Here is a 24,022-nt window from a genome sequence, read left to right on the forward strand (position 1 = left end):
TTGTGAAAATCATTCGGCTCGTCCTTCTTATCCTGCATTTTGGAATATTATTTTTGTTAATCGGTGTTTTGCTGAATGCTTATATCCCGCCAAAAGTATTTCCATGGTTTAATCTACTGTCTTTAGTATTTCCTCTTTTAATAACAGGATATATTCTACTCACATTTTTCTGGATTTTCTCATGGAAAAAAAGAGCCTTTGTGTTTATGTTTGTGGGATTGTTTTTCTTAAATCCCGTGAAACGGTGGGTTAATTATTCGACAGATAAAAAGGAGGTTGCTAATCTAAAAATCGTTACTTTTAACATAAAGGGCGGAAAATTTGGTCTCGAAAACATCAACAGGTTTGTGAATGATCAAAACGCTGACATTGTTCTTATTCAGGAAGATGCAGACTTCGAATATCATTTTAATGGTCTTAAAAAAGATTTTAAAAATCCCATCGTCGGCACATATTCAAAATATAAAACGGTAGCACACAAAGAACTGTTTCAAGGAATGTACAGCGAAGAGTTTAACGCGTTTGCAGAGTATACCGATATTGAGATCAAAGGAAAAACATACCGTATCATCAACACCTATTTGCAGCCATTTAAATTTGAAAAAAGCATGGTAAAGCTTAATGGAAACAGTCAGCAGGACGAGCAAAAGGTAAAAGGTATTATTAGAAGGCTTATTCCGGCCTTTAAAATGCATCAGGAGCAGATAGCAATCATCAGAAGAAGTATTGACGAATCGCCTTATCCCGTAATTTTAACCGGAGATCTAAATTCTGTTCCCAATTCCTACGAATACTATCATTTGGGTAAAGGTTTAAATGACGCTTTCTTTGAAGCCGGAAAAGGAAGCGGTACCAGTTTCCATGATTACAAATATCCTTTGCGAATTGATTTTGTTTTCGTCTCACCATCAATAAAACCCGTCAGTTATCATGTAGACCGATCAGTAAAGCTTTCTGATCATTTTCCTGTGATTGCTACCTTCAGGCTAGAGTAAAAGCATTTAAAACGAAGCTTGGCAGAATTTTTGATACGCACCTCTCATATTAGAGATTTATGAAGCGTGCATATGTGTTTTTGTCTGTCCACATTTTTGTGATATTACTTTTGATGTGTACATTTGCTAATGCATGGATTGCTCCGCAATATTTCAGCAAACTCAATTTACTGTCTTTAGGCTTTCCTTATCTCATTCTCCTTCACCTTATTTTCACAATAGTCTGGGTTTTGAAAAAGAACAGAATTGCCATTGTATTTGCACTTTCTACATGTATGTTCTACAATCCTATACGCCGCTGGGTGAATTTCACGCCACAACAGACTTCACAGGTAAACAAAAATGACATAAAAGTTTTAACTTATAATGTAAAATACGGCAGTTCAGGATGGCCGACTATGAGAAAATACATTACAGACCAGAATGCAGACATCATTCTCGTGCAGGAAAAAGATACAGCCAGAGCTTTAAGAAAAGATTTGGTAAAATATCCTTTGGTCATCTTAAAGACCAAACATAAAATTCTGAGACAACAAGATCTATTTAACGACAAATCTAAAGGCAATTCTTTTTATGCTGATATCAACATCAACGGCAAAATTGTACGCGTCATCAATGTTTACCTGGAACCTTTCCGTTTAAACAAAAATATGCTCGGCATGAAAGATGAAGAGAATAAAAGGAAGGAAAAAAATAAAATCGCTTTACTCTTTTCAAGATTGATTCCGACTTTCAAAACCCATGAAGATCAGGTAAAAAAAATAAGACGAGCCGTCGACAGATCACCTTATCCTGTAATTTTAGCGGGAGATTTTAATTCGGTTCCCAATTCGTGGGAATATTATAATTTAGGAAAAGATCTTGATGACGCTTTTGTGGAAGCAGGAAACGGAAGCTCAACAAGTTTCCACGATTATAAATTTCCGTTGAGGATAGATTATATTTTTACTTCAAAAAGCATTAAATCATTAAGCTACAAAGTTGACTATTCTGTAAAATTATCAGATCATTATCCTGTAATTGCAGAATTTCTATTAAATTAGTTCCATGAAAAAATTTTTGGCCGCGGGATGTGTGAGTTTTGTTTTTTTGATTGCATGTTCAAAGAAGGAGCCTGCTAATCTTGAACAGACTCAAGCTGTGCAACCTCATTATGACACAACGGCTATTGATTCATTTTCTTCCGGAGCGACAACAGTAGATATCGTCCGGCAGATAAGAATGTCATCTCAAAAATATCAGGATTCGTTGAAGGAAGCCATAAAAGTTGAGCAGGAAGAGAAAAGAATGGAAGCAGAATTAGAAAAAGAAAATAAGAAAAAACAGGAGGACGAAAAGAAACAGAAAATAAAAGATAACAAAGACGTTTCTTCTCCTGTTACTCAATAATTATATTTAAAATATACACAATGAAAAAACAAATTATCGCAGCTTTTGCTGTATCAGCATTGATCGTAAGTTGCACGCAGTCGACTTCAAAAACGGAAAAGATTGAAAACCCGGACGGATCTGTAACCACAACAACCACTACCGAAAGCCATACAGGTTTTGTAGACACAGCAAAAGTAGATAAGGCTAAATCTGATGTAAAAACGACCGTTAACAAAACCGGAGAAAAGATCAACGAAGCCGGAAAAGACATTAAAGAAGAGGCCAACAAAGTTGGAAAAGACATCAAATCCGGTGCTAAAGAAGTGGGCGAGGATGTGAAAAGTACCGCCGCAAAAGGTGCCCAGAAAGTAGAAGAAGCTGCAAAAAAGCTGAAGGAAGATCTTAATAAATAAACAAAAACCGCAGATATCTCTGCGGTTTTTTTTATGACTGATTCATCTCCAATAGAGGATCAATGTATTCTCTGTCATTGCTGAGGCGCGGCACTTTGTTTTGACCGCCCAATTTTCCTTTAGACTCCAGCCAGCAATAGAATAAATTAGGTTTAGCGATGTGGATCACAGGTTTTTTCAGCGTAATGTTATTGTATCTTTTGGCTTCATAATCAGAATTGATTGCTTTCAGGTGCTGATCAAAAACATCTGTAAATTCATCAAGATTTTGTGGCTTTTCGCTAAATTCAAAAATCCATTCGTGTGCGCCGCTTTCATTTTCTTTCATAAAGATAGGAGCTCCCGTAAAATCTGTCACAGCTGATTTTGTTGCTTCACAAGCTTTAGTCAATGCAGATTCTACATTGGTAATCATTAGTTCTTCACCAAAAGCATTGATGTAATGTTTCGTTCTTCCTGTTATTTTTATTCTGAAGGGGTTGGTGGAAGTGAAAATAATGGTATCACCAATTAAATATCTCCATAAACCGCCATTGGTTGTGATCACCATTGCGTAATTTTTTCCGATTTCAACATCTTCAAGACTTACTACTTTGGGATTTGAACAGTAAAACTGATCCATCGGAATAAATTCGTAGAAAATACCGTAATCCAGCATCAGAAGCATTTCGTCGCTATTCGGTCTGTCCTGAATTCCGAAAAAACCTTCAGAAGCGTTGTAAATTTCGTAGTAATTGATATTCTTACCAATGATCTTTTTGTATTGATCTTTGTAAGGTTTAAAACTGATTCCACCATGAAAAAAAACTTCCAGGTTTGGCCAAAGTTCAGAAATACTTTCGACATCAGTTTCATTCAAAACTCTTTGTAAAAGTACCATCATCCAGCTTGGAACTCCCAAAATACTTCCAACATCTTCATTCTTGACTTCAGAAGTAATCGCTTTCAACTTGCTTTCCCACTCTCCCATCAGGGAAACTTTCTTACTCGGTGTTGTGGTAATTTCAACCCAAAAAGGCAGATTATCAATTAAAATTGCTGAAAGATCTCCGAATTTGGTGTTAAAATCTGCATACAGTTCTGAACTTCCGCCTAAGCGTAAATTTTTATTAGTAAATAGCTGATTTTCAGGATGATTATTAGCATAAATAGAAACCATGTCTTTGCCAGCTTTCATGTGGCAATATTCAAGACTTTCTGCGGAAATCGGGATGAATTTGCTTTTGGCATTCGTAGTTCCGGAAGATTTAGCAAAATGTTTGATGTAGCCAGGCCAGCTTACATCTTTATGCCCTTGTCTGGCTCTTTCAATATAAGGTTCAAAATCTTCGTAGGTCACTACAGGAACTTTATTTTTGAAATCCTGATAACTAGAAATGGTATTGAAACCGTATCTTTTACCATATTCCGTATCTTCTGCATGAAACAACTGTGAAAACAGAATTCCGTTTTGCGTTTCGATAGGATGATCCATAAAATTCTGTATCTGATCTATCCTTTGCCTGATAAACCAATTGACTACCGTATTGAAAAGTGCTTTCGTTGCCATTTCAACAAATATAATCATATTTGAATTTCCTGCGAATGATTTAAACAAAAAACCGTCACAAAATTTGTAACGGTTTCTGTATAAAGTTTTTAATTACTTGCGATTAGCAATATTCGTCATAAGCAGCCTGAAGGTTTGCAGCAATTGCTCCTGCAGGATTTCCTTCAATGTGATGTCTTTCTAACATATGAACCAATTCTCCGTCTTTGAAAAGAGCCACACACGGTGAGCTTGGAGGAAACGGTGCTAAATGTTTTCTTGCTGCATCAACTGCGTCTTTATCGAAGCCTGCGAAAACAGTTGTTAAATGATCTGGCTTTTTTTCGCCAGTCAAAGAATAAACAACTCCCGGTCTTGCTGCTCCTGCCGCACATCCGCATACAGAATTGATTACTAATAGAGTGGTTCCAGACTGCTTCAAGGCATCTTCTACCTGTGATGGAGTTGCTAAATCCTGAAAACCTTTATCTGTAAGTTCAGCCTTCATAGGCATTACTAAATCTGATGGATACATTTCTTGTAATTTTTAAATTATTTACAAATTTACAACATTTATAAATTTATCTCAATTAATAAAAACTATTGCGCAATTCGGCTGATCATATGAAAACAACGGCAGTTATGTAAATATTTCAGTGCATTATAATTATTATTAAAAAAAAATTGTTAATATTTAATAAATTTTTATTAATTTTGAAATAATTCTAAAAGCTAATACTCGTGAGAAAAACTTTATTCATGAAGATTTTTCTAATGCATACCACTACAATGACGTGAAGTGCATTACAGTTCCCGTCTTATAAAATTACCGAATGAACAGTTTTTTTGAACTAATCACTTTAATTTTAGAAAGTCAGCCAAATTGTGAAGCCCGAAACATAAGTTCCGGGCTTCGTTAATCAAATCGATATGCAAAGGTTGAATATCCAAAAATATGACTGATAATTTATAATAGATGAATAATGAATTCATCTATTATTGTTCAATCTTTATGAAAGTAACTTCTTAGCCATCTCGGAAATACTTTTTCCGTCAGATTTTCCAGCTAAATTTTTTGAAGCTAATCCCATAACTTTACCTAAATCTTTTACAGATTCGGCTCCTGTATCTGCAATAATCTGCTTGATCTCAGCTTCCAGTTCTTCGGAAGATAACTGTGCAGGTAAGAATTTCTCAATTACTTTCATCTGAGCCTCTTCCACTTCTGCCAGATCATTTCTTCCCTGAGCGGTAAATTGCTCGTAAGAATCTTTACGCTGTTTGATCATTCTCTGCAAAATTGCAATTTCCTGCTCAGGAGAAACTTCTGCTCCCAGAGCTTCAGTTTTCAGCAATAATATCTGTGACTTTACAGCTCTTAGAGAATCTAAAGCCACTCTGTCTTTTGCTCTCATTGCTGTTTTTATTGCTTCGCTTATGGTTAATTCTAAACTCATATTATTCGGCTTTAAGCTTTTGGCAATGAAGCCCTAAGCTCAATCAACTTTCGATTAAGAAAGCCTATAGCTTAGTGCTTATCGCTTATAGCAATTTAATCTACATCTTTATTTAAAAATCTGTTTTCTCTGATCTGCATGTTTCCGTTGTTATCAGACAAATAAGTATTTATATTTTGGTCTGAGGCATTAGAACCGTCAATTGAAATATTTTTTCTCTTGAACGCAGGTACAGATTCAAACTCATTCACATGATCAAAATTCTGATAACGTGAATTGAATTCTTTTAGTTTATTTCTTCTTTCACTCGCTCTCTCCTGTTCTGCAGGTTTGTTGACGAACGTAAATTCAGATTCGGTATGTCTTGTAGTTTCTACTTCTATTCTTCTTTCAGGAATTGGCTTTTCGTCTGCTTTTGGCTTTTCTGGAGTCTTATAGAATGTTTCTACTTTATGCGTTGTTTCTTCTATTTTTGTTTCGATTACCGTAGAAGATTCGATCTCATTTTTTGGCTGTTCAAAATCATATTTAGGCTCAGCAATCGGCTCATTAACAGTAAAGTTAAATTCAACCGCTTTTTCGTTAGCGTAATTATTGCTAAAACTATTGTCGTTTTGCTCCTGTTTTTTATTTTCAAAATCAAATGAAAAAGATTGAATTTCAAGATCATTAGGATCGTCATCAAAAGAAAACAAACTAGCAGTGTCATCATTGTGAGATTCTTCATTTCTCCAGCTGTTAATAGGGCTTTCTAATGTATCATCCTCTCTGTCAGAGAATTTCACCTGAGTTTTCACATCCTCATCTTCGATAATCATTTTTTTTTCAGAAGCCGACATCTTAAATTGAGGCGAGTCTTGCTCTTCATCATCCAGTCTGAAGAGATTTTTTCCTCCGAAGTCATATCCTTGTTCAGGAGAAACCTCTCTTTCGTCTCTTGTTTTAAACGGTGAAGCTTTAGGAGTTTCCAAAGCATCATTCAAACCAATTCTGATTTTCTCAGTAGGACCTGCAAATTTTTGATTATCATTAGAAAAACCGGTAGCAATCACCAAAACGCTCACTGCATCTCCTAATTCTTCATCAGCACCAACTCCAAAAATAATATCTGCAGTATGACCTGCTTCTTTCTGGATATAATCCATGATGATACCGATCTCATCCATTGTAGCTTCCTCTACACCACTTCTGATCAATAACAATACATTTCTTGCGCCTGTAATTTTGTTATCGTTCAATAATGGCGAATCAAGAGCTTTTCTCACTGCTTCTTCAGCCTTGTTTTCGCCTGAAGCCATTCCTGTAGACATCAAAGCCGTACCTGAATTCTGAAGTACAGATTTAGCATCTCTAAAGTCAATATTCACATCAAAGTAACCCGTAATAACTTCTGCCATTCCTTTCGCAGCGTTTGTTAAAACTTCATCGGCTTTTGAGAAACCTTGTTTGAAACCTAAATTTCCAAACTGCTGTCTCAATTTATCGTTATTGATTACAATTAATGAATCAACATTATTTCTTAATTTTTCAAGACCCAGTTCTGCCTGTTCCAATCTTCTTTTCCCTTCAAAACTGAAAGGAACGGTAACAATACCTACCGTAAGAATTCCCATATCTTTGGCAACTTTTGCAATAACAGGAGCTGCACCAGTTCCGGTTCCACCACCCATTCCTGCAGTGATGAAAACCATTTTGGTGTTTTGCCCCATAGAAGCTTTAATATCTTCTATGCTTTCAATAGCTGCTTTTTCGCCAACTTCAGGATCTGCACCAGCTCCAAGTCCTTCAGTAATGGTAACTCCCAACTGAACCTTATTCGAGACCGGATTGTTATCTAAAGTCTGTGCATCAGTATTGCAGATCACGAAATCTACCCCGTGAATTCCCTTTTCGTACATGTGCTTCAAGGCGTTGTTTCCACCGCCACCAACACCGATAACTTTAATAATCGAAGAATTTCCCTTTGGCAGATCAAATGAAAACCCTTGTGTGCCTATATTTTCCATACTTATATTTTTAATAATTGATAATTGATGAATGATAACTGATGAATGACGAGTAATCTGTGTGCGATTATCTATTATCATTAATCTTTTATCGTTTATGTTTCTATTCTACTTCTTCAAAGAATTTTTTTACTTTTTCCATCAGAGACTGCCCGAAAGTCAATCTTACCTTTCTCTGTTGCTGCTGAGCAGGTGTTTCATATTCCTGCGCAGATTGTTGAGATATTTGCGTATGAGATTCTGTTGTAGAAACTATTTGCTGCTCAGTTTGTTCAGCTTTGGTTTCAATCTCGATTTCAGCTTCTTCCTCAACGGCAACTGTTTTCTTATCTCTGATTTTCAAACTTTCCATCAGCAAACCGATAGAAGTTGCAAATTCCGGTCCTTTAAGATACTGGTTTTTATCGTTTGCAATATATTCATTTGCGAAACCAATTCTACTATCGAATCCTGTAGTATAATTTGCCAATTGACGAAGATGTTTCAAGTTTGAACCACCACCCGTCAAAACAATTCCTGCAATCAGCTTTTTCTTTTGTTCAAATGCTCCGTAAGCTTTTAATTCTGTATTGACCATTTCCAAAATTTCCTCCACTCTCGCATTGATAATCTGTGCTAAAGTTTTAAGAGAAATCTCTTTATCCGGTCTTCCGTGAAGTCCCGGAATCGTTACAAATGTGCTGTCTTTTTCCAATTCAGGAACTGCAGAACCGAACTTAACCTTTAATTGCTCGGCGTGCTTTTCAATAATTGAACAGCCTTCTTTGATGTCTTCCGTGATAATTCCGCCTCCATAAGGGATGACGCAAGTGTGACGAATGATATTATCTTTAAAAATAGCAATATCCGTCGTTCCACCACCGATGTCTACGATTGCTACTCCTGCTTCTTTTTCTTCTTTAGTTAAAACAGCTTCAGAAGATGCTAAAGGCTCCAAAGTAAGCGCTTCCATCTCCAAACCTGCTTCTCTTACGCATCTTGCGATGTTTCTGATGCTTCCCATCTGTCCAACAACAACATGAAAATTGGCTTCCAGACGTTTTCCGTGCATTCCGACAGGCTCCTGAATTTCTCCTTCAGAATCAACCTTATATTCCTGCGGCAAAACATGAATAATTTCTTCACCCGGTAACATCACCAGTTTTTTCACTTGGTCTTTCAACGCTTCGATGTCATCATCCGTGATGAATCTGTCGGGATTCTCACGCATAATGTAATCTGAATGTTGCAGCGAACGAATGTGTTTCCCCGCAATTCCCACGGTGACCTTATGAATAGGTACACCTGCGCTTGACTGTGCTTCTGCCACAGCCGCTTTGATGGAGTTGATGGTTTGTGAAATATTATTCACAATACCTTTATGAACTCCAAGACTTTTGGCCTTACCAACACCGAGAATTTCTATTTTCCCGTGTGCATTCCTCCTTCCGACAATGGCGACAATCTTGGTTGTCCCGATGTCAAGACCTACTGAATACTCTTGATTTTCCATTGTTTTTATATCGATTTGATTTATTTACTTGTTTAAATTAATAGGTTTTCCCACCTATTTCTACTCTATTTTCACCTTTGCTTTTGTCTTAGGCTTTGCTGCCGGTTTCTTTTCAGGAGTTTTCTTTTTCTCCTTTGGTTTGACGACAACTTTTGGATTAGCCGATTCTTTTGGTTTTAAAGAAGTTGAGCTCGCCTTTTTCACAGTTGGCTTCAAATTGACTTCTGCTTTTTTAACATTAGCCGCTGCAATCGGAGTTTTTGCTAAATCTTTATGTCCGGCTTTTAAAATACTGTCGTTTTCCTTAAAATTAGGATTCAATGTTGTAACAATCTGATTCTGATATTTCACAGAAACCATACTGTACTTTTGAGGATCCTGAAACACGAGATATTTCTCTACAAAAGTTTTAAAACCTTTTACTTTTAGTTCAATATTATCTAAATCTCCAATCTCCACTTTGTAGTTGCCTTCGCTCGTGAGAAGATTGTAACTGTCTTTATATTTTGAAATTCCGATGAAATATTTTTTGCTGAAATCGTCTTTGTCAATTTTGTCAACCAGTTCAGCCAGCTTTTCGTATTCATCTTTTTTTACGTTACCCGTTACCAGCATACACGGATGAGAATATGTTCTCGAAATCGGAAACTCGGTTCCTTTTTCATCTACATAAAAATCTTTATCGTTATAATTTAACCTGAAAACCGGAACTCTCTGTTTGATCTCTAAATTCAGTTTTCCATTTAAATTTAAATACACATTGGCACTGTCAATAGCCGGAAGTGCATTGATTTTCTTTTCCAATTCCGGAATATTCAAATCTCCCACTTTACCTGATGGATTTTCTTTAATGACAATTTGTTTAATATCTTTTTCGTCAATAAAGTACACCGGAGTTTTCTCATTCATTTTTACAGAAATCTTCTCATCCGTAATCTTCTGACCACTAAATTTCTTCAAAGAGAAACTCAGCAGTAAACCAAGAATGATTACTGTGATTGCAATTTTTAAAATTCTGTATTTGTTTTTCATTTATCTTTTTTTTGAACACAGAGTGCACAAAGGTTTTTTACTAATCTTTTTTTAAAATTGTTTTTACATGAGTAAAATCCTCAGTTAAAAAAATTTCATAAAGAGATATTATTTCATTTATATTTTTAAAATTCCTTTTGTACTGCAAATTTTCATTATCCTCAAAAACCCCAATTACATCAAAATTTTTGTGCATTTCCAAAACGTTTTCACCTTTAATCATAATACTTACCCAGAACGCTCCATGCTCATCGCCCATTTTGAGGGTTTCTTTAATAGCTTCTTTAATATCATTAATGTTGACATTATCAAGATTATCTCCCCAAACTTTTTGTAAATAATTTTCTGACATGATTATTTATTTCCAATCAACCACTCACAAATCGGATCGTACAGCGTATCAATATTTCCTGCACCTACCGTCAATAAAATATCAAAATCCTTTTCTTTTATCTTATTAAAAGCTTCAGACAAACCTGAAATTTCCTTTTTATCTAAAGTCACTTTTTCTAAAAGCCAATCCGAAGTAATTCCTTCAAAATTTTCCTGAAGTTCTCTCGCCGGATAAATGTCGAGCAAAATCAACTCTTCAGAATTGCTTAAACTTTCAGCAAATCCATCCACAAAATCTCTCGTTCTGCTGAATAAATGCGGCTGAAAAACAACCAATAGTTTTTTATCCGGATAAAATGTTTTAATCGAACCCACCACCGCATTTATTTCTGTCGGATGATGTGCATAATCGTCAATATAAATTTTACCGCTCGAATAAATATGTTTTGTATATCTTCTTTTTATACCTTTAAAATTGGCAATGGCTTTCTTCAAGGTTTCAAAATCAACTCCCAGATTATGCAGAATTGCTAATGCAACCGTCGCATTTTCTACATTGTGAATTCCCGGAACATCCCACACAAACTCTTCGACGAGCTCAGAGTGACGATCATTAGCTGGCGTATGAAAATCGAAGTAGATTTTATCATAATCCATGCGAAGATTGTCTGAATAATAATCAGCAACTTCGTTAACGGCGTAAGTTTTATGAGCTCTTCCTATTTCAATTCCTTTTCTTACAAAAAGCTGTTTGTCTTCAGGAACTAAAGCCGCAAACTGTCTGAAACCTTCTTCAATCGTATTTTTATCTCCGTAAATATCCAAATGATCTGCATCTGTTGAAGTAATCACTGCCCAGTCTGGAGAAAGGTTGAGAAAACTTCTGTCATATTCATCTGCTTCTACCACAGAAAATTCTTTTCCGTTAAACAGGAAGTTTGATTTAAAATTCTCAGAAATTCCACCTAAAAAACATGAAAATGGCAAATCTGCTTCTTTGCACAGATGAGCGACCAAAGTAGACGTTGTGGTCTTCCCGTGAGTTCCTGCAACTGCTATGCAGTCTGTGCTTTCGGTGATTAAGCCTAAAACTTTTGCTCTTTTTTTTACTTTAAAATCATTTTCATTAAAATAATCTAAAATCCCAAGCTTTTTGATTGCCGGAGTATAAATGACCAATGTCTTCTCTTTCTGAAGAGAAGTAATTTTATCATCGATCACATCTTCAAAAACAATATCAATTCCTTCGCTCATCAGCAATTGAGTCAGTTTTGTATTGGTTTTATCGTAGCCCAAAACTTTCTTTCCCGAAGCATGGAAGTAGCGCGCCAAAGCGCTCATCCCGATACCTCCAATTCCGACGAAGTAAAAATTTTGATATGTTTCTAAATTGTTCATTCTTTTCTCTTGTATTGGTGTAGTATGTACAAAGTATTTACAATTTTCTTTAATACATTTTACAATTATACTTTTTACAGTTGATTAAATATCTCATCCACAATCTCTTTCGCCGCATTAGGTTTGGCAAAGTATTTCAGATTGTCTGACATTTCTTTTCTCACATTTTCATTTTCGCAGATTTCTGATAATGTATTCCAGAATTTCTCCTGCATTTCAGAATCTTTTACCATTTTGGCCGCGTTTTTTTCAACTAAATTCATCGCATTTTTCGTTTGATGATCTTCCGCTGCAAATGGAAACGGAACCAAGACAACAGGCTTTTTTGCCACCGCCAATTCTGAAATCGCAATTGCGCCTGCTCTGGAAACAATGACATCTGCAGCAGAATACGCGGTTTCCATATCTTTAATAAACTCCTTCAATTGGATTTGAGTTCCCAAATTTGCAATTCGGGATTCTTTACTCAACTCATTATAATCGAGTTTTCCGGTTTGCCAGATTAGCTGATAGCCTTTTTCTTTTAATTTATCTAAATTGTCTTTCCAGCCGTTGTTTAATGTTCTCGAACCTAAAGAACCGCCAACTGACAGAATCGTGAGTTTATTTTGATCTAAACCCATTTTTTCTTTTGCCTGAGAAGTTTCCTGCATTCCTGAAATGATATTCTCACGAATCGGATTTCCCAAAAATTTTATTTTTTCAGCCGGAAAACCTTCCACTTTCGGATAGGCTGTAAAAACGGCTTTTGCTTTTTTACTTAAAATTTTATTCGTAACACCTGCGTGTGCATTCTGTTCCTGAATAAAAATCGGAATTCCCATTTTACTTGCCTCGTACAAAGCAGGTCCGCTTGCAAAACCGCCTGTTCCGACCGCAAAATCCGGAGCGAAATCTTTAATTATTTTTTTTGATTTAGACAAACTTTTAAAAATCTTAAATGGCAGACCTAAATTCGATAAAATATTTCCTCTGTTTATTCCCGCAATGTCAATCCCTTCAATCTTATAACCAGCCTGCGGAACTTTCTCCATTTCCATTTTTCCGTTGGCACCAATGAACAAAAATTCTGCATCAGGAAATCTTTTTTTGATTTCGTCTGCAATCGCGATCGCAGGAAAGATGTGGCCACCTGTTCCTCCTCCGCTTAATAATATTTTCAGTTTTTTGTTCATTACGCTGATTTATGCTGTAGGTTGATTTTCAATTAAATCGATAAATTCTACCTCTACCGAAATTTCATTTTTACCTTCAACCTCTTTTTCCGATATATTTTTCACCTTATACATCGCATCTTTGAGTTCTATAACTTCACCAACTTCCAATCGAAAAGTTTCAAGAAAATTGCTGATATTTTCTTTGCTGTCAAAAACCACTTGTTTTTCTGAATTTCCGTTATCGGTGAATGTAATTTGTTTGATCTCCATTATATTTTGTTTTTATGCGATGTCGTTTATTTCAACAATACTTTGTTTTCTGCCCATTCCTTCTTCATCATATATCTGAATTCTTGAGCTTATATTTAAAATAATTCCTAACTGTAAATAGGTAACCAACATTGAGGTTCCACCATAACTTATCAAAGGCAATGGCTGTCCCGTAACCGGAATCAGATTGACTGCAACCGCGATGTTTACCGCCAACTGAATAAAGATCATCACCCCGAGACTTAGCACAAGCAGCGATCCGAAAAAAGCAGGCATTTTACTGGCAATCATCACAATTCTGATAATCATAATGAGATACATACTTATAAGGAATACGGCACCGATTGCTCCATATTCTTCAACGATTACAGCAAAAATAAAATCTGACGCAGATTGGGGAAGCATTTGCTTTAAAGCACTTTTCCCAGGTCCCATTCCGGTAATCCCACCATGCACGATAGCTGCTTTTGCCTGCATCACCTGGTAGTTTTTTGCCTTTACACTTTCATCATCTACGTCTGCAGTTTTTGCTTTGCTAGAAGTAAATGTCTCGATACGGCTCATCCATGTATGAACACGGTTTCCACCTATCAGATTGGTATTTAATGCTATAATTAAAAACAAAGCAATCGCTACAAAGGATGAAGAAATAAATCCTGCGATGTACTTCCAATGAAGTTGTCCGATAATTAAAACTACTACAGAAACCATTAAAATCATCAAGGCTGTAGAACCATTATCCTTTGCTACCAGCACGAAAACAAGCAAGATTGGCCCGAAAATATACATGATATTCTCAATCGGCAGTCTTTCTCTTGTAATTTTCTTGGTTAAATATCTGCACAGATAAATAATCAGCATTAAAAATGCAAACGAAGACGGCTGAAATGAAATCGGCGTACCCGGGATTTTCAACCATCGGGACGCACTCGCTCCATCGATAGTCTGCCCCGTAAACATGGTAATCACCAGCAAAACAATCATTAAACCAAGCAAGATGCTGCTGAGTTTTCCGATATATTCGTATTTCACCGTCCCTACCAGTCTCATGATACCTAAACCTAAGACAACAAAGAACATGTGCTTGATCACGTGACCTGTTGTAGTACCGTTATTAACAATATACTCTAAGTTTGAACTTGCAGAATATACCGGGAAAATAGAGAAAATGGAGATCACAATAATGACCATCCAAAGCACTTTATCGCCCTTTAGAAATTCAAATCTGCTTTCTGTATCTTGTTCGTTCATATTTTTTGCTCTTAGCTTTTGGCTATTAGCTATTTACTTTTAAAATCTGTTCTTTAAACTGTCTGCCTCTGTCTTCATAACTTTTAAATAAATCGAAGCTTGCACAGCACGGAGAAAGTAAAACCGTATCTCCTTTTTTTGCTAAAGACTGTGAAATCTCTACAGCATCTGCCATATTCGAAGTATCGTAAATAAACTCTTTTTTATCTTTAAAAAAATCTATAATCTTTTGATTATCAACCCCCAGACAAACTATAGCTTTTACTTTTCTTTTAACTAAATCTTCAATTTCTGAATAATCATTTCCTTTATCTTGCCCACCAACAATCCAGATTGTTGGGGTTTTCATACTTTCTAAAGCGTAATAGGTTGCATTCACATTGGTAGCTTTACTGTCGTTGATGTATTTTACACCATCGATTTCTGAAACAAACTCCAGCCTGTGTTCAACAGCCTGAAAAGTCATTAGAGAATTTCTGATACTTTCATTGTTGATTTCCAATATTTTACCTGCAATCGAGGCTGCTAAACTGTTGGCAACATTATGGTTTCCCATCAAAGACAATTCGTCTAATTTCATAGAAAATTTATCTTTTAGCTTTACAATTAATTGATCATCACCAATATAACCTCCTTCACTCAATCTCTCTTTCGTAGAAAAAGGGATCATCTTCGCTTTAACTTCAAATTTTTCTAAAATATTTTTACTCATTTCATCATCTTTATTGTAGATGAAAAAATTGTCATTTTCCTGATTTTCAGTTATCCTGAATTTTGCCAAAGCATATTCTTCGTAGTTGTAATTATATTGATCGAGGTGATCTTTAGATAAATTCAACAATAACGAAATATACGGCCTAAAGTTCTGAATATCATCCAATTGAAAAGAGCTTACTTCCAGAACATAATATTCATGATTTTCGTCGGCAACCTGCTTGGCAAAACTGTACCCGATATTTCCTCCTAAACCTACATTCATTCCGTCACTTTTCAGAATATAGTAAATCAAAGAAGTCGTTGTTGTTTTTCCGTTACTTCCCGTGATCGCAATAATTTTGGCATTTGTAAATTCCGAAGCAAATTCTATTTCCGAAGAAATTCTGATTCCCTTCATATGAATTTTATAAATAATATCTGCCTTTTTGGGAATTCCCGGGCTTTTCACGATCCAGTCTGCGCTTAAGATTCTTTCTTCATCGTGGTTTCCTTCTTCAAAATCGATTTCATTTTCTGTCAGAAACTTTTTGTAGTTATCCTTAATGGCTCCTTTGTCTGAAAGAAACACTTCCAAACCTTTCTTTTTAGCCAAATAAGCAGCACCACAACCGCTTTCTCCACCTCCTAAAACAACTATTTTCATATAATTTGCTTTATGCATTAGGCTTTAAGCTTAAAGCTTATCGCTTACTGCTATTCTATCTCATTTTCAATGTAATAAGACATACAATTGCCAACATAACACCAATGATAATCATTCTGTTAACGATTTTACTTTCGTGAAAACCATCTTTCTGATAATGATGATGTAATGGGGACATTTTAAACAATCTATTATTCTGGGCGTATTCTAACCCAAATTTTCTTTTTCTGTATTTAAAAACAACTACCTGCAACATCACCGAAACATTTTCTATCAGAAAAATTCCGCAAAGCACAGGAATCATTAATTCTTTTCTTAAAATAACCGCTAAAACTGCAATGACGCCGCCCAACATCAAACTTCCCGTGTCACCCATGAAAACCTGAGCCGGATAAGTATTGTACCAGAAAAATCCGATAACAGCTCCCACCATTGCGACGACAAAAATTGTAGTTTCACCCATGTTTGGGAGGAACATAATATTCAGATAATCAGCAAAAATTATGTTCCCGGAAACGTATGTAAAAAAGGCCAAAGTCAGTAATATAACCGTACTGGTTCCTGCAGCTAGTCCATCAATTCCGTCTGTAATATTGGCTCCGTTTGAAACCGCTGTTACGATAAAAATTACAATAGGGATGAAAACAATCCAAGCCCACTCATGAGCATCTTCGTCACTCATCCAAAATAAAACTCCGCTGTAATCAAACTCATTATTTTTAGCAAAAGGAACAGTAGAAACCGTAATTTTCTCGGCAGGCATGAAGTTTTGCTCTACGTTGTTTCTGTTGACCACTTTTGTATCTGCATATTTTCTTTTAACTGTAATATCGGGATGAAAATACATTGTTACTCCGATGATTAACCCTAAACCAACTTGTCCGACAATTTTAAATTTTCCGCTTAAACCGTCTTTATTTTTCTTTATTTTCTTTAAATAATCATCTAAAAAACCAATAGCTCCCATCCAGACCACCGTCACAATCAAAAGAACGATGTAAATATTGGTAATTCTTGTAAATAATAAGACCGGAATCAATGTTGCAATAATGATGATGAAACCTCCCATTGTAGGTGTTCCTTCTTTTTGTTTTTGTCCGTCTAATCCTAAATCACGAACCAACTCGCCCATCTGTTTTCCTCTCAAATAATTGATGATGCTTTTTCCGTAGATAAGCGCTATCGTCAAAGACAACAAAACCGCCATCCCAGCTCGGAAAGAGATGTACCTCAACATTCCTAATCCCGGAATGTGGATGCCTTGGCTCGTTAGATATTCGTATAAGTAGTATAACATTTTTATTTTAATTTTAATCCTTAGAGATTAAACATTTTGGTAAAAACTGCATTTCTATGTTTGCACAAAGAATCAATATTTTCCTCAGGATTTTCAATAACTAATCTCATCCCGCCAAAAGGTTCATAATATAATTTTATAATTTCTTTTTTATACTTTTCATCTTTATTTTGAAGATACTTTTCGCAAAGGCAAGTTGCAACATCAACTTTTGCATTTGATTCAGAAACTTCTAAAAACCCCGGCTTTGGCTCATTCAACTTATAAAGTTGTTCACAATCTAAAATCTTAATTTTCTTTTTCGAGGCATCTTTTAAAAGAAAAACTATCAATATTCCCAATCCAACAATTAGAGAAATTATTAATATGATTTTTAAAGTTTTCATTTAAATTAACTTTTCAAACAATTACTTCGACATTAGCTTCCAGAGCTCATTTATTACTTCTTTATCATCAAAATGATGTTTCACACCATTTATTTCCTGATAGTTTTCGTGGCCTTTTCCGGCAACCAAAACGATATCTTTCGGTTCAGAGAACTTAATGGCCATTTTTATTGCTTCTCTCCTGTCAGGAATTGAAGTGTATTTGCTGAAGTTTTGAGGCTCAACACCTGCTTCAATTTCTTTTATAATCTGGTTAGGATCTTCCGTTCTCGGATTGTCTGATGTGATGATTGCCAAAGTTGATTTCTTCGAAGCAATGTTTCCCATTTCAGGTCTTTTCGAATGATCTCTGTCTCCACCGCAGCCGAAAACTGTAATCAATCTTTCATTTTTTGTTCGGATGTCATTAATGCTGTCCAACACATTTTCCAGTGCATCCGGAGTGTGTGCGTAATCTACGATGAAGAAAATTCCGCCATCGGATTTAAAAGTTTCAAATCTTCCGTTGACTCTTTTCAAAATGCTGATTGCCTGAAGAATTTCATCCTGCTCGAAACCTAATTCAGTAGCAATTCCGAAAACAAGTAACAAATTGTAGACATTAAATTTACCTGTCAAAGTCGTCCAGAATTCTTTTCCGTTGAAGTTTAACAGCATTCCGTTGAAATCTACTTCCAACGTTCTACCGTGATAATCAGCCATCGCCTTCAAAGCATAAGACCTTTTTGCAGCCTTCGTGTTCTGAAGCATCACGTTTCCGTTTTTATCGTCAACATTGGTGATGGCAATTGCATTTTCATTTAATTCATCAAAAAATCTTTTTTTAGTTTTAAGATATTCGTCGAATGTTTTATGATAATCTAAATGGTCGTGGGTAAGATTGGTAAAGCCGCCAATTTTGAAAGTGAGACCTTCAATTCTGTTTTGGGCAATTCCGTGTGAACTTACTTCCATAAAGGCAAATTCGCAACCTTTATCGACAGCTTTTGCTAAAATTTTATTAATTGTAACGATATCCGGAGTGGTGTGCGTTGCCGGAATGATTTCGTCGCCAATTCTGATTTCAACCGTTGAAAGTAAAGCAGAATCGTAACCTAAATTTTTAAACACATCAAAAAGCAAAGTAGAAACTGACGTTTTTCCGTTGGTTCCGGTAACGCCAATCAGTTTTAATTTTTCTGAAGGATTTCCATAGAAATTGGAAGCCAGATGTCCTAAAGTTTTAGAAGAATCTTTAACTTTAATGTAGGTAATGCTTTCATCTAAATTTCCCGGAAGATCTTCGCAAACAATTGTTTTCGCGCCTTTTTCGATTGAAGATGCAATGAATGAATGTCCGTCTGCAACCGTTCCTCTCAAAGCGATGTACAAAGAGTTTTCGGATATCTTTCTGCTGTCGAAAACCAGTTCTGAAACCTCACGGGTATTTTCACCGTGAATTTCTATTACTGGAATTCTGTTTAATAATTCAACTAATTGCATTGCTTTGATGCTTACTTTTTAATTTTGCAGAGTCAAATAAATTCTCTGATTTTTACTGATTTTTGTGCCTTCTAAAGGAAACTGTTCCTTAATTCTCCCGACTCCTTTAAAGTCTACACGATAACCCAAATTCTCCAATTGAGGGATTGCGTTTTTACCGATCAATCCTACTACGCTTGGCATTTGTTTATTATTAACTGCTATTTTGACGTTGCGCTCAACCATTTTATTGAGGTTAACTTTTCTATCGACAAGCATTTCTTTTTCAACATTCTGAGGTGTTTTCAGAAAAGTCTTCCCCGCGATTTCTTTAAAAACCGGAGCTGAAACCGTTCCTCCATAAAATCCTTTCGATACATTTGGCTCACTAATCATTACGTAGCAAGTATATTTAGGATTATCTGCAGGATAAAACCCTGCAAATGATGCTCTGTATTTCATCGGACCAGGCAACCAATATTCAAATCTTGCTGTTCCTGTTTTTCCGGCCATTTTTAGATTGGGTGTAAAAATACTTCTACCAGTTCCCTTTTCAACGGCTTTTGTTAAAGCACTTGTCATCATCTGAATCGCTTTATCAGAAGCCATTTTTTTCACCATCACTTCTTCTTTGGCTTCGAAAATAGTTTTGCCGTCTTTCATGATTTTGTCTATGAAAATCGGTTTTAGCATTTTTCCTTTATTGGCTACACCATTGTAAAAAGTCGTCAGTTGTAGAAGGTTGATGTTCGTTGCGTAACCGTAGCCAATAGATGCTAATGTCGCAGCATTCCATGATTTGCTTTTTGGTGTCAAAATTCTCGGTTTTGTAATTCCGGGAAGTTCAATATCCATTTTATCAAATAATTTCCATCTTCTTAAGTGATCAAGAAAAATTTCAGGTTTGTCTGCGTAATATTTTGTGATCAATTTTGCCGTTCCTACGTTGCTAGATTTTGCCAAAACATCACTAATATCATAGGTTCCGCCACCGTGACCGTCAGAAATTCGCTGCTTTGCATAAACCCAGATTCCATTCCCAACATTTACCGTTGTATTTTCATCGATAAAACCGTCATCCATTGCAGCCAGAAGCGAAATTGTTTTAAAAGTAGATCCAGGTTCAATATTATCTTTTAGACCGTAATTATATGCGTCTTCATAAATTCCCGGCTCTATTTCTCTCAAATTAACCATAGCACGCACTTTTCCTGTTGCAACTTCCATCACGATTACCGTACCGTGTTTTGCTTCAAAATTGATCAGTTGCTTTTCTAATGCTGAATGCGCAATATCCTGAATTCTAAGATCTAAGGTCGTGTAAACATCTTGCCCATCAACAGGTTCATTCACTTTCCAGAAATCAATCGGTTTCCATTGGGAAGAGTTGACTCTTTGTTCATATCTGCTTCCGTCGATTCCTGTTAAATATTTTGAGAAAGCACCTTCCAGACCTGCTTTTGCAACTCCATTATCAATTCCTATCGTACCAGAACCAATTTCTGTTGTCGCCAATTCTCTCTTGTAATTTCTATCGATAATAAAACCGCCTTTATTTTTACCTCTTCTAAAGATTGGGAACTGTCGTATTCTGTCGTATTGATCAAAATCTAAACCTCTTACTAAAGAATAATATTGGTTTTTTTTCTTCCGCTGCTCGTCAAATCTTTTTCTGAATTCTGCTCTTGGCTTTCCGAACATTTTACTTAAAGAATCTGTAAGAGCACCAATATTGTTGGTATATACCGTATCTTTTATCGTTTTAAAATCAAGAAATACGTCGTATCTCATTACGGTTGTTGCCAAAATAGATCCGTCTGAAGCATACAAATTTCCTCTGGCCGCTTTTAAGGTTGCATTTCTATAATTATTATTAATATAATCATCTTTTATCTCCTGAACATTGGTGTTCTGAAGAACAATTATCCTTCCTATGAAAAGCACAAAAACGCACAAAGCACCTACTGCGAAGAGATAACCCCATCGCAATGTCTTTTTTCGTTTGTTGTCATATTCACTTGGCTTTTGCATCTGTACTATCTAGTTTTATTAAGAGTTTATGAGGGTGACTTTCTAAGGTCATCAACGAGTCTGCTGCGACTTGTTTCCCCAGTTCAGATTCCATTTTTACTTTAATGAGTTTACTTTGTGCGTACGCATTTCTGGATTTATATTCTTCCGTTTCTTCTTTTAAAGCGTTTACAATTTTTATTTTTTTGTTCACCAAATGGTTAGAATATATCATTCCCATCATCAGAACAAAAATCAGTAAGAAAAACTTATAATGATCTTTCAACTCGTCACGATTCAAGAAATTCCCTTTTATAATATCTATAAAAGTGAGTCTTTTTTGGGGACGATATGTTGGTTTTTTTGCCACAGACTTTGTCTGATTTTATTTTGATTTATAATTTTATTCCTGTTCTCATTTTAGCACTTCTGGCTCTTGAGTTTTCCTCAATTTCTTTGTCATCCGGAATAATTGCTTTGCTTTTAACCAATTCAAAGGCTTTTGCATAATTTCCGTAAATATCGCGCTGCGGTTCTCCTTCGAACATTCCGTTTTTCAGGAACCTTTTCACCAATCGGTCTTCCAAAGAATGATAAGAAATCACAACCAATCTTCCACCGGGTTTCAAAACATTGTAAGCCTGAACCAACATTTCTTTTAAAACTTCCAATTCCTGATTCACTTCAATTCTTATTGCCTGAAAAAGCTGCGCGTAAAATTTATTTACTTTATGCGGTGGAAGAAAGCTGAATAGTTTTTTCAAATCTTCCGTTGTATTGATAGCTTTTATTTTTCTGTGATGTACGATATCTCTTGCCAGCTTTCTCGCTTCTCTTAATTCGCCATAGTAGTAGAAAATATCAGCTAAAGCATCTTCTTCATAATCATTGATCACTTTCTTAGCATCAAGACTTTGCATTACATTCATTCTCATGTCAAGCGGAGCATTGTTTCTGGTCGAAAAACCTCTTTCTGCTTCATCAAACTGATGAGAAGACACTCCGAGATCAGCCAAAACACCGTCAACTTTTGCAACTCCGTACATCAAAAGAGAATTCTCTAAAAACCTGAAATTCTGATTAATTAATGTAAACTTCGGGTCATCCAAAGTGTTTTTAAGTGCATCTAAATCCTGATCAAACGCGTACAGCTTTCCGTTTTCAGAAAGTCTTTCTAAAATTTCCTGCGAATGACCTCCACCTCCAAATGTGCAGTCCACATATATTCCGTCCGGATTCGTCACCAGATCATCCACACTTTGCTTCAATAAAACGGGGTTATGATATATGCTCATTTGTGTACTTTATTTATTCTTCACCAAAAGCGCCCATTACATCTTCTGCCAGACTTGCAAAATCTTCCTCATTGGTTGCAATTACCTTTTCATAGGCATCTTTATCCCAAATTTCGAAGAGTTCACCTGCGCTTGTGATTACGATATCTTTCGTAAAATCAGCAAAATGCGTAAGATCTTTTGAAATCTGCAATCTTCCGACACTGTCTAGTTCTACGGTTTTCACACCTGCAGTAAACATTCTGATGAAATCAGCATTCTTTTTAATGAATCTGTTTAGTTTATTAATCTTTTCCATAAGCTTATCCCATGCTTTCATAGGATAAACTTCGAGACAAGGTTGAAACACAGAACGCTTTACCACAAAGGTTTTATCCTCAAAATCCTCCATCTGCCTAATCAGCGATGAAGGTACTTTCAGGCGACCCTTGTCGTCTATTTTGCACTCATATGTTCCAATGAAATTTCTCATTTGGGACAAAATTATACAAATTTTTCCAAAAGCTCCCACTTTTTCCCACTTTTTGACTCAATGTTAATAAGTTTTACAACAACCGTAGGATTTAATATTTAATTATTTGATATAAAAACAGTTACAGCACTTGTTATTTGGTGAATAATAAAAAGAATTTTAAAAAAATTGGGCGGTTATCAGTTATTATATTATTTTTATTTTAAATTAGAGATATCAAAAATTTTTTGGTGTATAATTTGTATTTTTGCAATGCTTTATTAAAGCGACTTTATGATATTTAGTACAAAAAAAGATAAGAAATATACCTTCATTGAAGCTGGAGAAGGACATCCATTGGTGCTTTTGCACGGTTTGATGGGTGGGTTGAGCAATTTTGATAAGATGGTGAATTTTTTTTCAGAGAAACGATTTAAGGTTTACGTACCTCAACTTCCGATCTATGATTTGCCGGTACTTAATACCAATCTTACCACAATCGCCAAATATGTCATTAAATTTATTGAGAGCGAAATCGGTAAGCCAGTAACTATTGTAGGTAATTCTATGGGTGGTCATGTGGGACTTATCTTAACATTAGCCAGACCAGACCTTGTGCAAAACCTTGTTCTTACCGGAAGTTCAGGATTGTATGAAAGAGCTTTTGGTGACAGTTTTCCCAGAAAAAACGACCGTTCTTATATCAGAAAGAAGGCGGAAGAAGTTTTCTACGATCCTGCTGTAGCTACAGAAGATCTGGTGAACGAAGTTTTCAGCGTGGTGAATGACAGAATGAAAGGTATTAAAACCGTAATGCTCGCCAGAAGTGCCATCAAACACAATATGCTGAATGATCTTCCAAAAATTTTGCGCCCGACGTGCCTGATTTGGGGGAAACAGGACAATGTTACACCTCCGGAAGTTGCTATTGATATGCATAAATTTATACCGAATTCAGATCTTTTCTGGATCGATAAATGTGGACATGCTGCAATGATGGAAAAACCCGATGAATTCAACGAGATTCTTTACAATTGGGTAAAAGACAAAATATAAAAA

Annotated in this window: 24 protein-coding genes; 5 read left to right on the plus strand and 19 right to left on the minus strand. The window is 35.8% G+C overall.

What is annotated here, in order from left to right:
- Positions 1 to 2: 2 nt before the first annotated feature.
- Genes PGH12_RS12150 through PGH12_RS12165 form a run of 4 tightly spaced genes read left to right on the plus strand, consistent with a single transcriptional unit; the run spans position 3 to position 2,779 of the window.
- Positions 3 to 995, plus strand: coding sequence for an endonuclease/exonuclease/phosphatase family protein (locus PGH12_RS12150; protein WP_267596657.1), 993 nt, complete (start codon positions 3 to 5; stop codon positions 993 to 995).
- 59 nt (positions 996 to 1,054) lie between these two features.
- Entirely contained in the window at positions 1,055 to 2,038 is a 984-nt protein-coding gene (locus PGH12_RS12155; RefSeq protein WP_267596656.1) for an endonuclease/exonuclease/phosphatase family protein, read from the plus strand.
- A 4-nt stretch (positions 2,039 to 2,042) separates the two neighbouring features.
- Positions 2,043 to 2,384 (plus strand): hypothetical protein, encoded by a 342-nt coding sequence (locus PGH12_RS12160; protein WP_267596655.1) that lies wholly within the window; start codon positions 2,043 to 2,045, stop codon positions 2,382 to 2,384.
- A 20-nt stretch (positions 2,385 to 2,404) separates the two neighbouring features.
- The gene (locus tag PGH12_RS12165) at positions 2,405 to 2,779 is read left to right on the plus strand and encodes a hypothetical protein (RefSeq protein WP_267596654.1); all 375 of its coding nucleotides are present in this window, start codon (positions 2,405 to 2,407) and stop codon (positions 2,777 to 2,779) included.
- A gap of 31 nt (positions 2,780 to 2,810) precedes the next feature.
- Here PGH12_RS12165 and PGH12_RS12170 read toward each other — a convergent pair whose 3' ends face one another.
- The 19 genes from PGH12_RS12170 to mraZ form a co-directional block, all read right to left on the minus strand.
- Complete coding sequence (locus PGH12_RS12170; protein ID WP_267596935.1) at positions 2,811 to 4,328, minus strand: GH3 auxin-responsive promoter family protein; 1,518 nt, start codon at positions 4,326 to 4,328, stop codon at positions 2,811 to 2,813.
- A gap of 103 nt (positions 4,329 to 4,431) precedes the next feature.
- Entirely contained in the window at positions 4,432 to 4,842 is a 411-nt protein-coding gene (locus PGH12_RS12175) for a BrxA/BrxB family bacilliredoxin (RefSeq protein ID WP_267596653.1), read from the minus strand.
- A 475-nt stretch (positions 4,843 to 5,317) separates the two neighbouring features.
- Complete coding sequence (locus PGH12_RS12180; protein ID WP_267596652.1) at positions 5,318 to 5,764, minus strand: GatB/YqeY domain-containing protein; 447 nt, start codon at positions 5,762 to 5,764, stop codon at positions 5,318 to 5,320.
- 95 nt (positions 5,765 to 5,859) lie between these two features.
- Positions 5,860 to 7,770 carry a cell division protein FtsZ gene (gene ftsZ / locus PGH12_RS12185; protein ID WP_267596651.1) on the minus strand — a complete coding sequence of 637 codons (1,911 nt, stop codon included), beginning with the start codon at positions 7,768 to 7,770 and terminating at the stop codon, positions 5,860 to 5,862.
- Positions 7,771 to 7,873: 103 nt separating this feature from the next.
- Positions 7,874 to 9,262, minus strand: a complete 1,389-nt coding sequence (ftsA, locus tag PGH12_RS12190; protein ID WP_267596650.1) for a cell division protein FtsA — start codon at positions 9,260 to 9,262, stop codon at positions 7,874 to 7,876.
- Positions 9,263 to 9,322: 60 nt separating this feature from the next.
- Complete coding sequence (locus tag PGH12_RS12195) at positions 9,323 to 10,294, minus strand: cell division protein FtsQ/DivIB (protein WP_267596649.1); 972 nt, start codon at positions 10,292 to 10,294, stop codon at positions 9,323 to 9,325.
- 40 nt (positions 10,295 to 10,334) lie between these two features.
- Positions 10,335 to 10,646 (minus strand): hypothetical protein, encoded by a 312-nt coding sequence (locus PGH12_RS12200; protein ID WP_267596648.1) that lies wholly within the window; start codon positions 10,644 to 10,646, stop codon positions 10,335 to 10,337.
- 2 nt (positions 10,647 to 10,648) lie between these two features.
- Positions 10,649 to 12,025 carry a UDP-N-acetylmuramate--L-alanine ligase gene (gene murC / locus PGH12_RS12205; protein WP_267596647.1) on the minus strand — a complete coding sequence of 459 codons (1,377 nt, stop codon included), beginning with the start codon at positions 12,023 to 12,025 and terminating at the stop codon, positions 10,649 to 10,651.
- A gap of 74 nt (positions 12,026 to 12,099) precedes the next feature.
- A complete protein-coding gene (gene murG, locus PGH12_RS12210) occupies positions 12,100 to 13,200 on the minus strand; it encodes an undecaprenyldiphospho-muramoylpentapeptide beta-N-acetylglucosaminyltransferase (protein WP_267596646.1) in 1,101 nt (366 codons plus the stop codon).
- 9 nt (positions 13,201 to 13,209) lie between these two features.
- Positions 13,210 to 13,452 carry a hypothetical protein gene (locus PGH12_RS12215; protein WP_267596645.1) on the minus strand — a complete coding sequence of 81 codons (243 nt, stop codon included), beginning with the start codon at positions 13,450 to 13,452 and terminating at the stop codon, positions 13,210 to 13,212.
- 12 nt (positions 13,453 to 13,464) lie between these two features.
- Positions 13,465 to 14,703: an FtsW/RodA/SpoVE family cell cycle protein gene (locus tag PGH12_RS12220; protein ID WP_267596644.1), complete on the minus strand. Its 1,239-nt coding sequence runs from the start codon at positions 14,701 to 14,703 to the stop codon at positions 13,465 to 13,467.
- A 25-nt stretch (positions 14,704 to 14,728) separates the two neighbouring features.
- Complete coding sequence (gene murD, locus PGH12_RS12225; RefSeq protein ID WP_267596643.1) at positions 14,729 to 16,063, minus strand: UDP-N-acetylmuramoyl-L-alanine--D-glutamate ligase; 1,335 nt, start codon at positions 16,061 to 16,063, stop codon at positions 14,729 to 14,731.
- A 55-nt stretch (positions 16,064 to 16,118) separates the two neighbouring features.
- A complete protein-coding gene (gene mraY, locus PGH12_RS12230; protein ID WP_267596641.1) occupies positions 16,119 to 17,360 on the minus strand; it encodes a phospho-N-acetylmuramoyl-pentapeptide-transferase in 1,242 nt (413 codons plus the stop codon).
- A 20-nt stretch (positions 17,361 to 17,380) separates the two neighbouring features.
- Positions 17,381 to 17,746 (minus strand): hypothetical protein, encoded by a 366-nt coding sequence (locus tag PGH12_RS12235; protein ID WP_267596639.1) that lies wholly within the window; start codon positions 17,744 to 17,746, stop codon positions 17,381 to 17,383.
- A 21-nt stretch (positions 17,747 to 17,767) separates the two neighbouring features.
- Entirely contained in the window at positions 17,768 to 19,228 is a 1,461-nt protein-coding gene (locus tag PGH12_RS12240) for a UDP-N-acetylmuramoyl-L-alanyl-D-glutamate--2,6-diaminopimelate ligase (protein ID WP_267596637.1), read from the minus strand.
- A gap of 18 nt (positions 19,229 to 19,246) precedes the next feature.
- A complete protein-coding gene (locus tag PGH12_RS12245) occupies positions 19,247 to 21,238 on the minus strand; it encodes a penicillin-binding transpeptidase domain-containing protein (RefSeq protein WP_267596635.1) in 1,992 nt (663 codons plus the stop codon).
- Positions 21,222 to 21,587 (minus strand): FtsL-like putative cell division protein, encoded by a 366-nt coding sequence (locus PGH12_RS12250; protein WP_263002915.1) that lies wholly within the window; start codon positions 21,585 to 21,587, stop codon positions 21,222 to 21,224. Before PGH12_RS12250 ends, PGH12_RS12245 begins: the two co-directional genes overlap by 17 nt.
- Before the next feature lie 25 nt (positions 21,588 to 21,612).
- Positions 21,613 to 22,506, minus strand: coding sequence for a 16S rRNA (cytosine(1402)-N(4))-methyltransferase RsmH (rsmH, locus tag PGH12_RS12255; RefSeq protein ID WP_267596934.1), 894 nt, complete (start codon positions 22,504 to 22,506; stop codon positions 21,613 to 21,615).
- Between the two features lie 19 nt (positions 22,507 to 22,525).
- Entirely contained in the window at positions 22,526 to 22,984 is a 459-nt protein-coding gene (gene mraZ / locus PGH12_RS12260; protein WP_267596634.1) for a division/cell wall cluster transcriptional repressor MraZ, read from the minus strand.
- A 273-nt stretch (positions 22,985 to 23,257) separates the two neighbouring features.
- Here mraZ and PGH12_RS12265 point away from each other — a divergent pair, with 273 nt between their 5' ends.
- Positions 23,258 to 24,019, plus strand: coding sequence for an alpha/beta fold hydrolase (locus tag PGH12_RS12265; RefSeq protein ID WP_267596632.1), 762 nt, complete (start codon positions 23,258 to 23,260; stop codon positions 24,017 to 24,019).
- Positions 24,020 to 24,022 lie beyond the last annotated feature (3 nt).

The sequence above is a fragment of the Chryseobacterium sp. CY350 genome (genome assembly GCF_027945075.1).
Classification (GTDB): domain Bacteria; phylum Bacteroidota; class Bacteroidia; order Flavobacteriales; family Weeksellaceae; genus Chryseobacterium.

Bases quoted from the DNA above. Each gene is read 5' to 3' on its own strand.
- PGH12_RS12155 (WP_267596656.1), top strand. From the start codon at position 1,055: ATGAAGCGTGCATATGTGTTTTTGTCTGTCCACATTTTTGTGATATTA.
- PGH12_RS12160 (WP_267596655.1), top strand. From the start codon at position 2,043: ATGAAAAAATTTTTGGCCGCGGGATGTGTGAGTTTTGTTTTTTTGATT.
- PGH12_RS12165 (WP_267596654.1), top strand. From the start codon at position 2,405: ATGAAAAAACAAATTATCGCAGCTTTTGCTGTATCAGCATTGATCGTA.
- PGH12_RS12170 (WP_267596935.1), bottom strand. From the start codon at position 4,328: ATGGCAACGAAAGCACTTTTCAATACGGTAGTCAATTGGTTTATCAGG.
- PGH12_RS12175 (WP_267596653.1), bottom strand. From the start codon at position 4,842: ATGTATCCATCAGATTTAGTAATGCCTATGAAGGCTGAACTTACAGAT.
- PGH12_RS12180 (WP_267596652.1), bottom strand. From the start codon at position 5,764: ATGAGTTTAGAATTAACCATAAGCGAAGCAATAAAAACAGCAATGAGA.
- ftsZ (WP_267596651.1), bottom strand. From the start codon at position 7,770: ATGGAAAATATAGGCACACAAGGGTTTTCATTTGATCTGCCAAAGGGA.
- ftsA (WP_267596650.1), bottom strand. From the start codon at position 9,262: ATGGAAAATCAAGAGTATTCAGTAGGTCTTGACATCGGGACAACCAAG.
- PGH12_RS12195 (WP_267596649.1), bottom strand. From the start codon at position 10,294: ATGAAAAACAAATACAGAATTTTAAAAATTGCAATCACAGTAATCATT.
- PGH12_RS12200 (WP_267596648.1), bottom strand. From the start codon at position 10,646: ATGTCAGAAAATTATTTACAAAAAGTTTGGGGAGATAATCTTGATAAT.
- murC (WP_267596647.1), bottom strand. From the start codon at position 12,025: ATGAACAATTTAGAAACATATCAAAATTTTTACTTCGTCGGAATTGGA.
- murG (WP_267596646.1), bottom strand. From the start codon at position 13,200: ATGAACAAAAAACTGAAAATATTATTAAGCGGAGGAGGAACAGGTGGC.
- PGH12_RS12215 (WP_267596645.1), bottom strand. From the start codon at position 13,452: ATGGAGATCAAACAAATTACATTCACCGATAACGGAAATTCAGAAAAA.
- PGH12_RS12220 (WP_267596644.1), bottom strand. From the start codon at position 14,703: ATGAACGAACAAGATACAGAAAGCAGATTTGAATTTCTAAAGGGCGAT.
- murD (WP_267596643.1), bottom strand. From the start codon at position 16,063: ATGAAAATAGTTGTTTTAGGAGGTGGAGAAAGCGGTTGTGGTGCTGCT.
- mraY (WP_267596641.1), bottom strand. From the start codon at position 17,360: ATGTTATACTACTTATACGAATATCTAACGAGCCAAGGCATCCACATT.
- PGH12_RS12235 (WP_267596639.1), bottom strand. From the start codon at position 17,746: ATGAAAACTTTAAAAATCATATTAATAATTTCTCTAATTGTTGGATTG.
- PGH12_RS12240 (WP_267596637.1), bottom strand. From the start codon at position 19,228: ATGCAATTAGTTGAATTATTAAACAGAATTCCAGTAATAGAAATTCAC.
- PGH12_RS12245 (WP_267596635.1), bottom strand. From the start codon at position 21,238: ATGCAAAAGCCAAGTGAATATGACAACAAACGAAAAAAGACATTGCGA.
- mraZ (WP_267596634.1), bottom strand. From the start codon at position 22,984: ATGAGAAATTTCATTGGAACATATGAGTGCAAAATAGACGACAAGGGT.
- PGH12_RS12265 (WP_267596632.1), top strand. From the start codon at position 23,258: ATGATATTTAGTACAAAAAAAGATAAGAAATATACCTTCATTGAAGCT.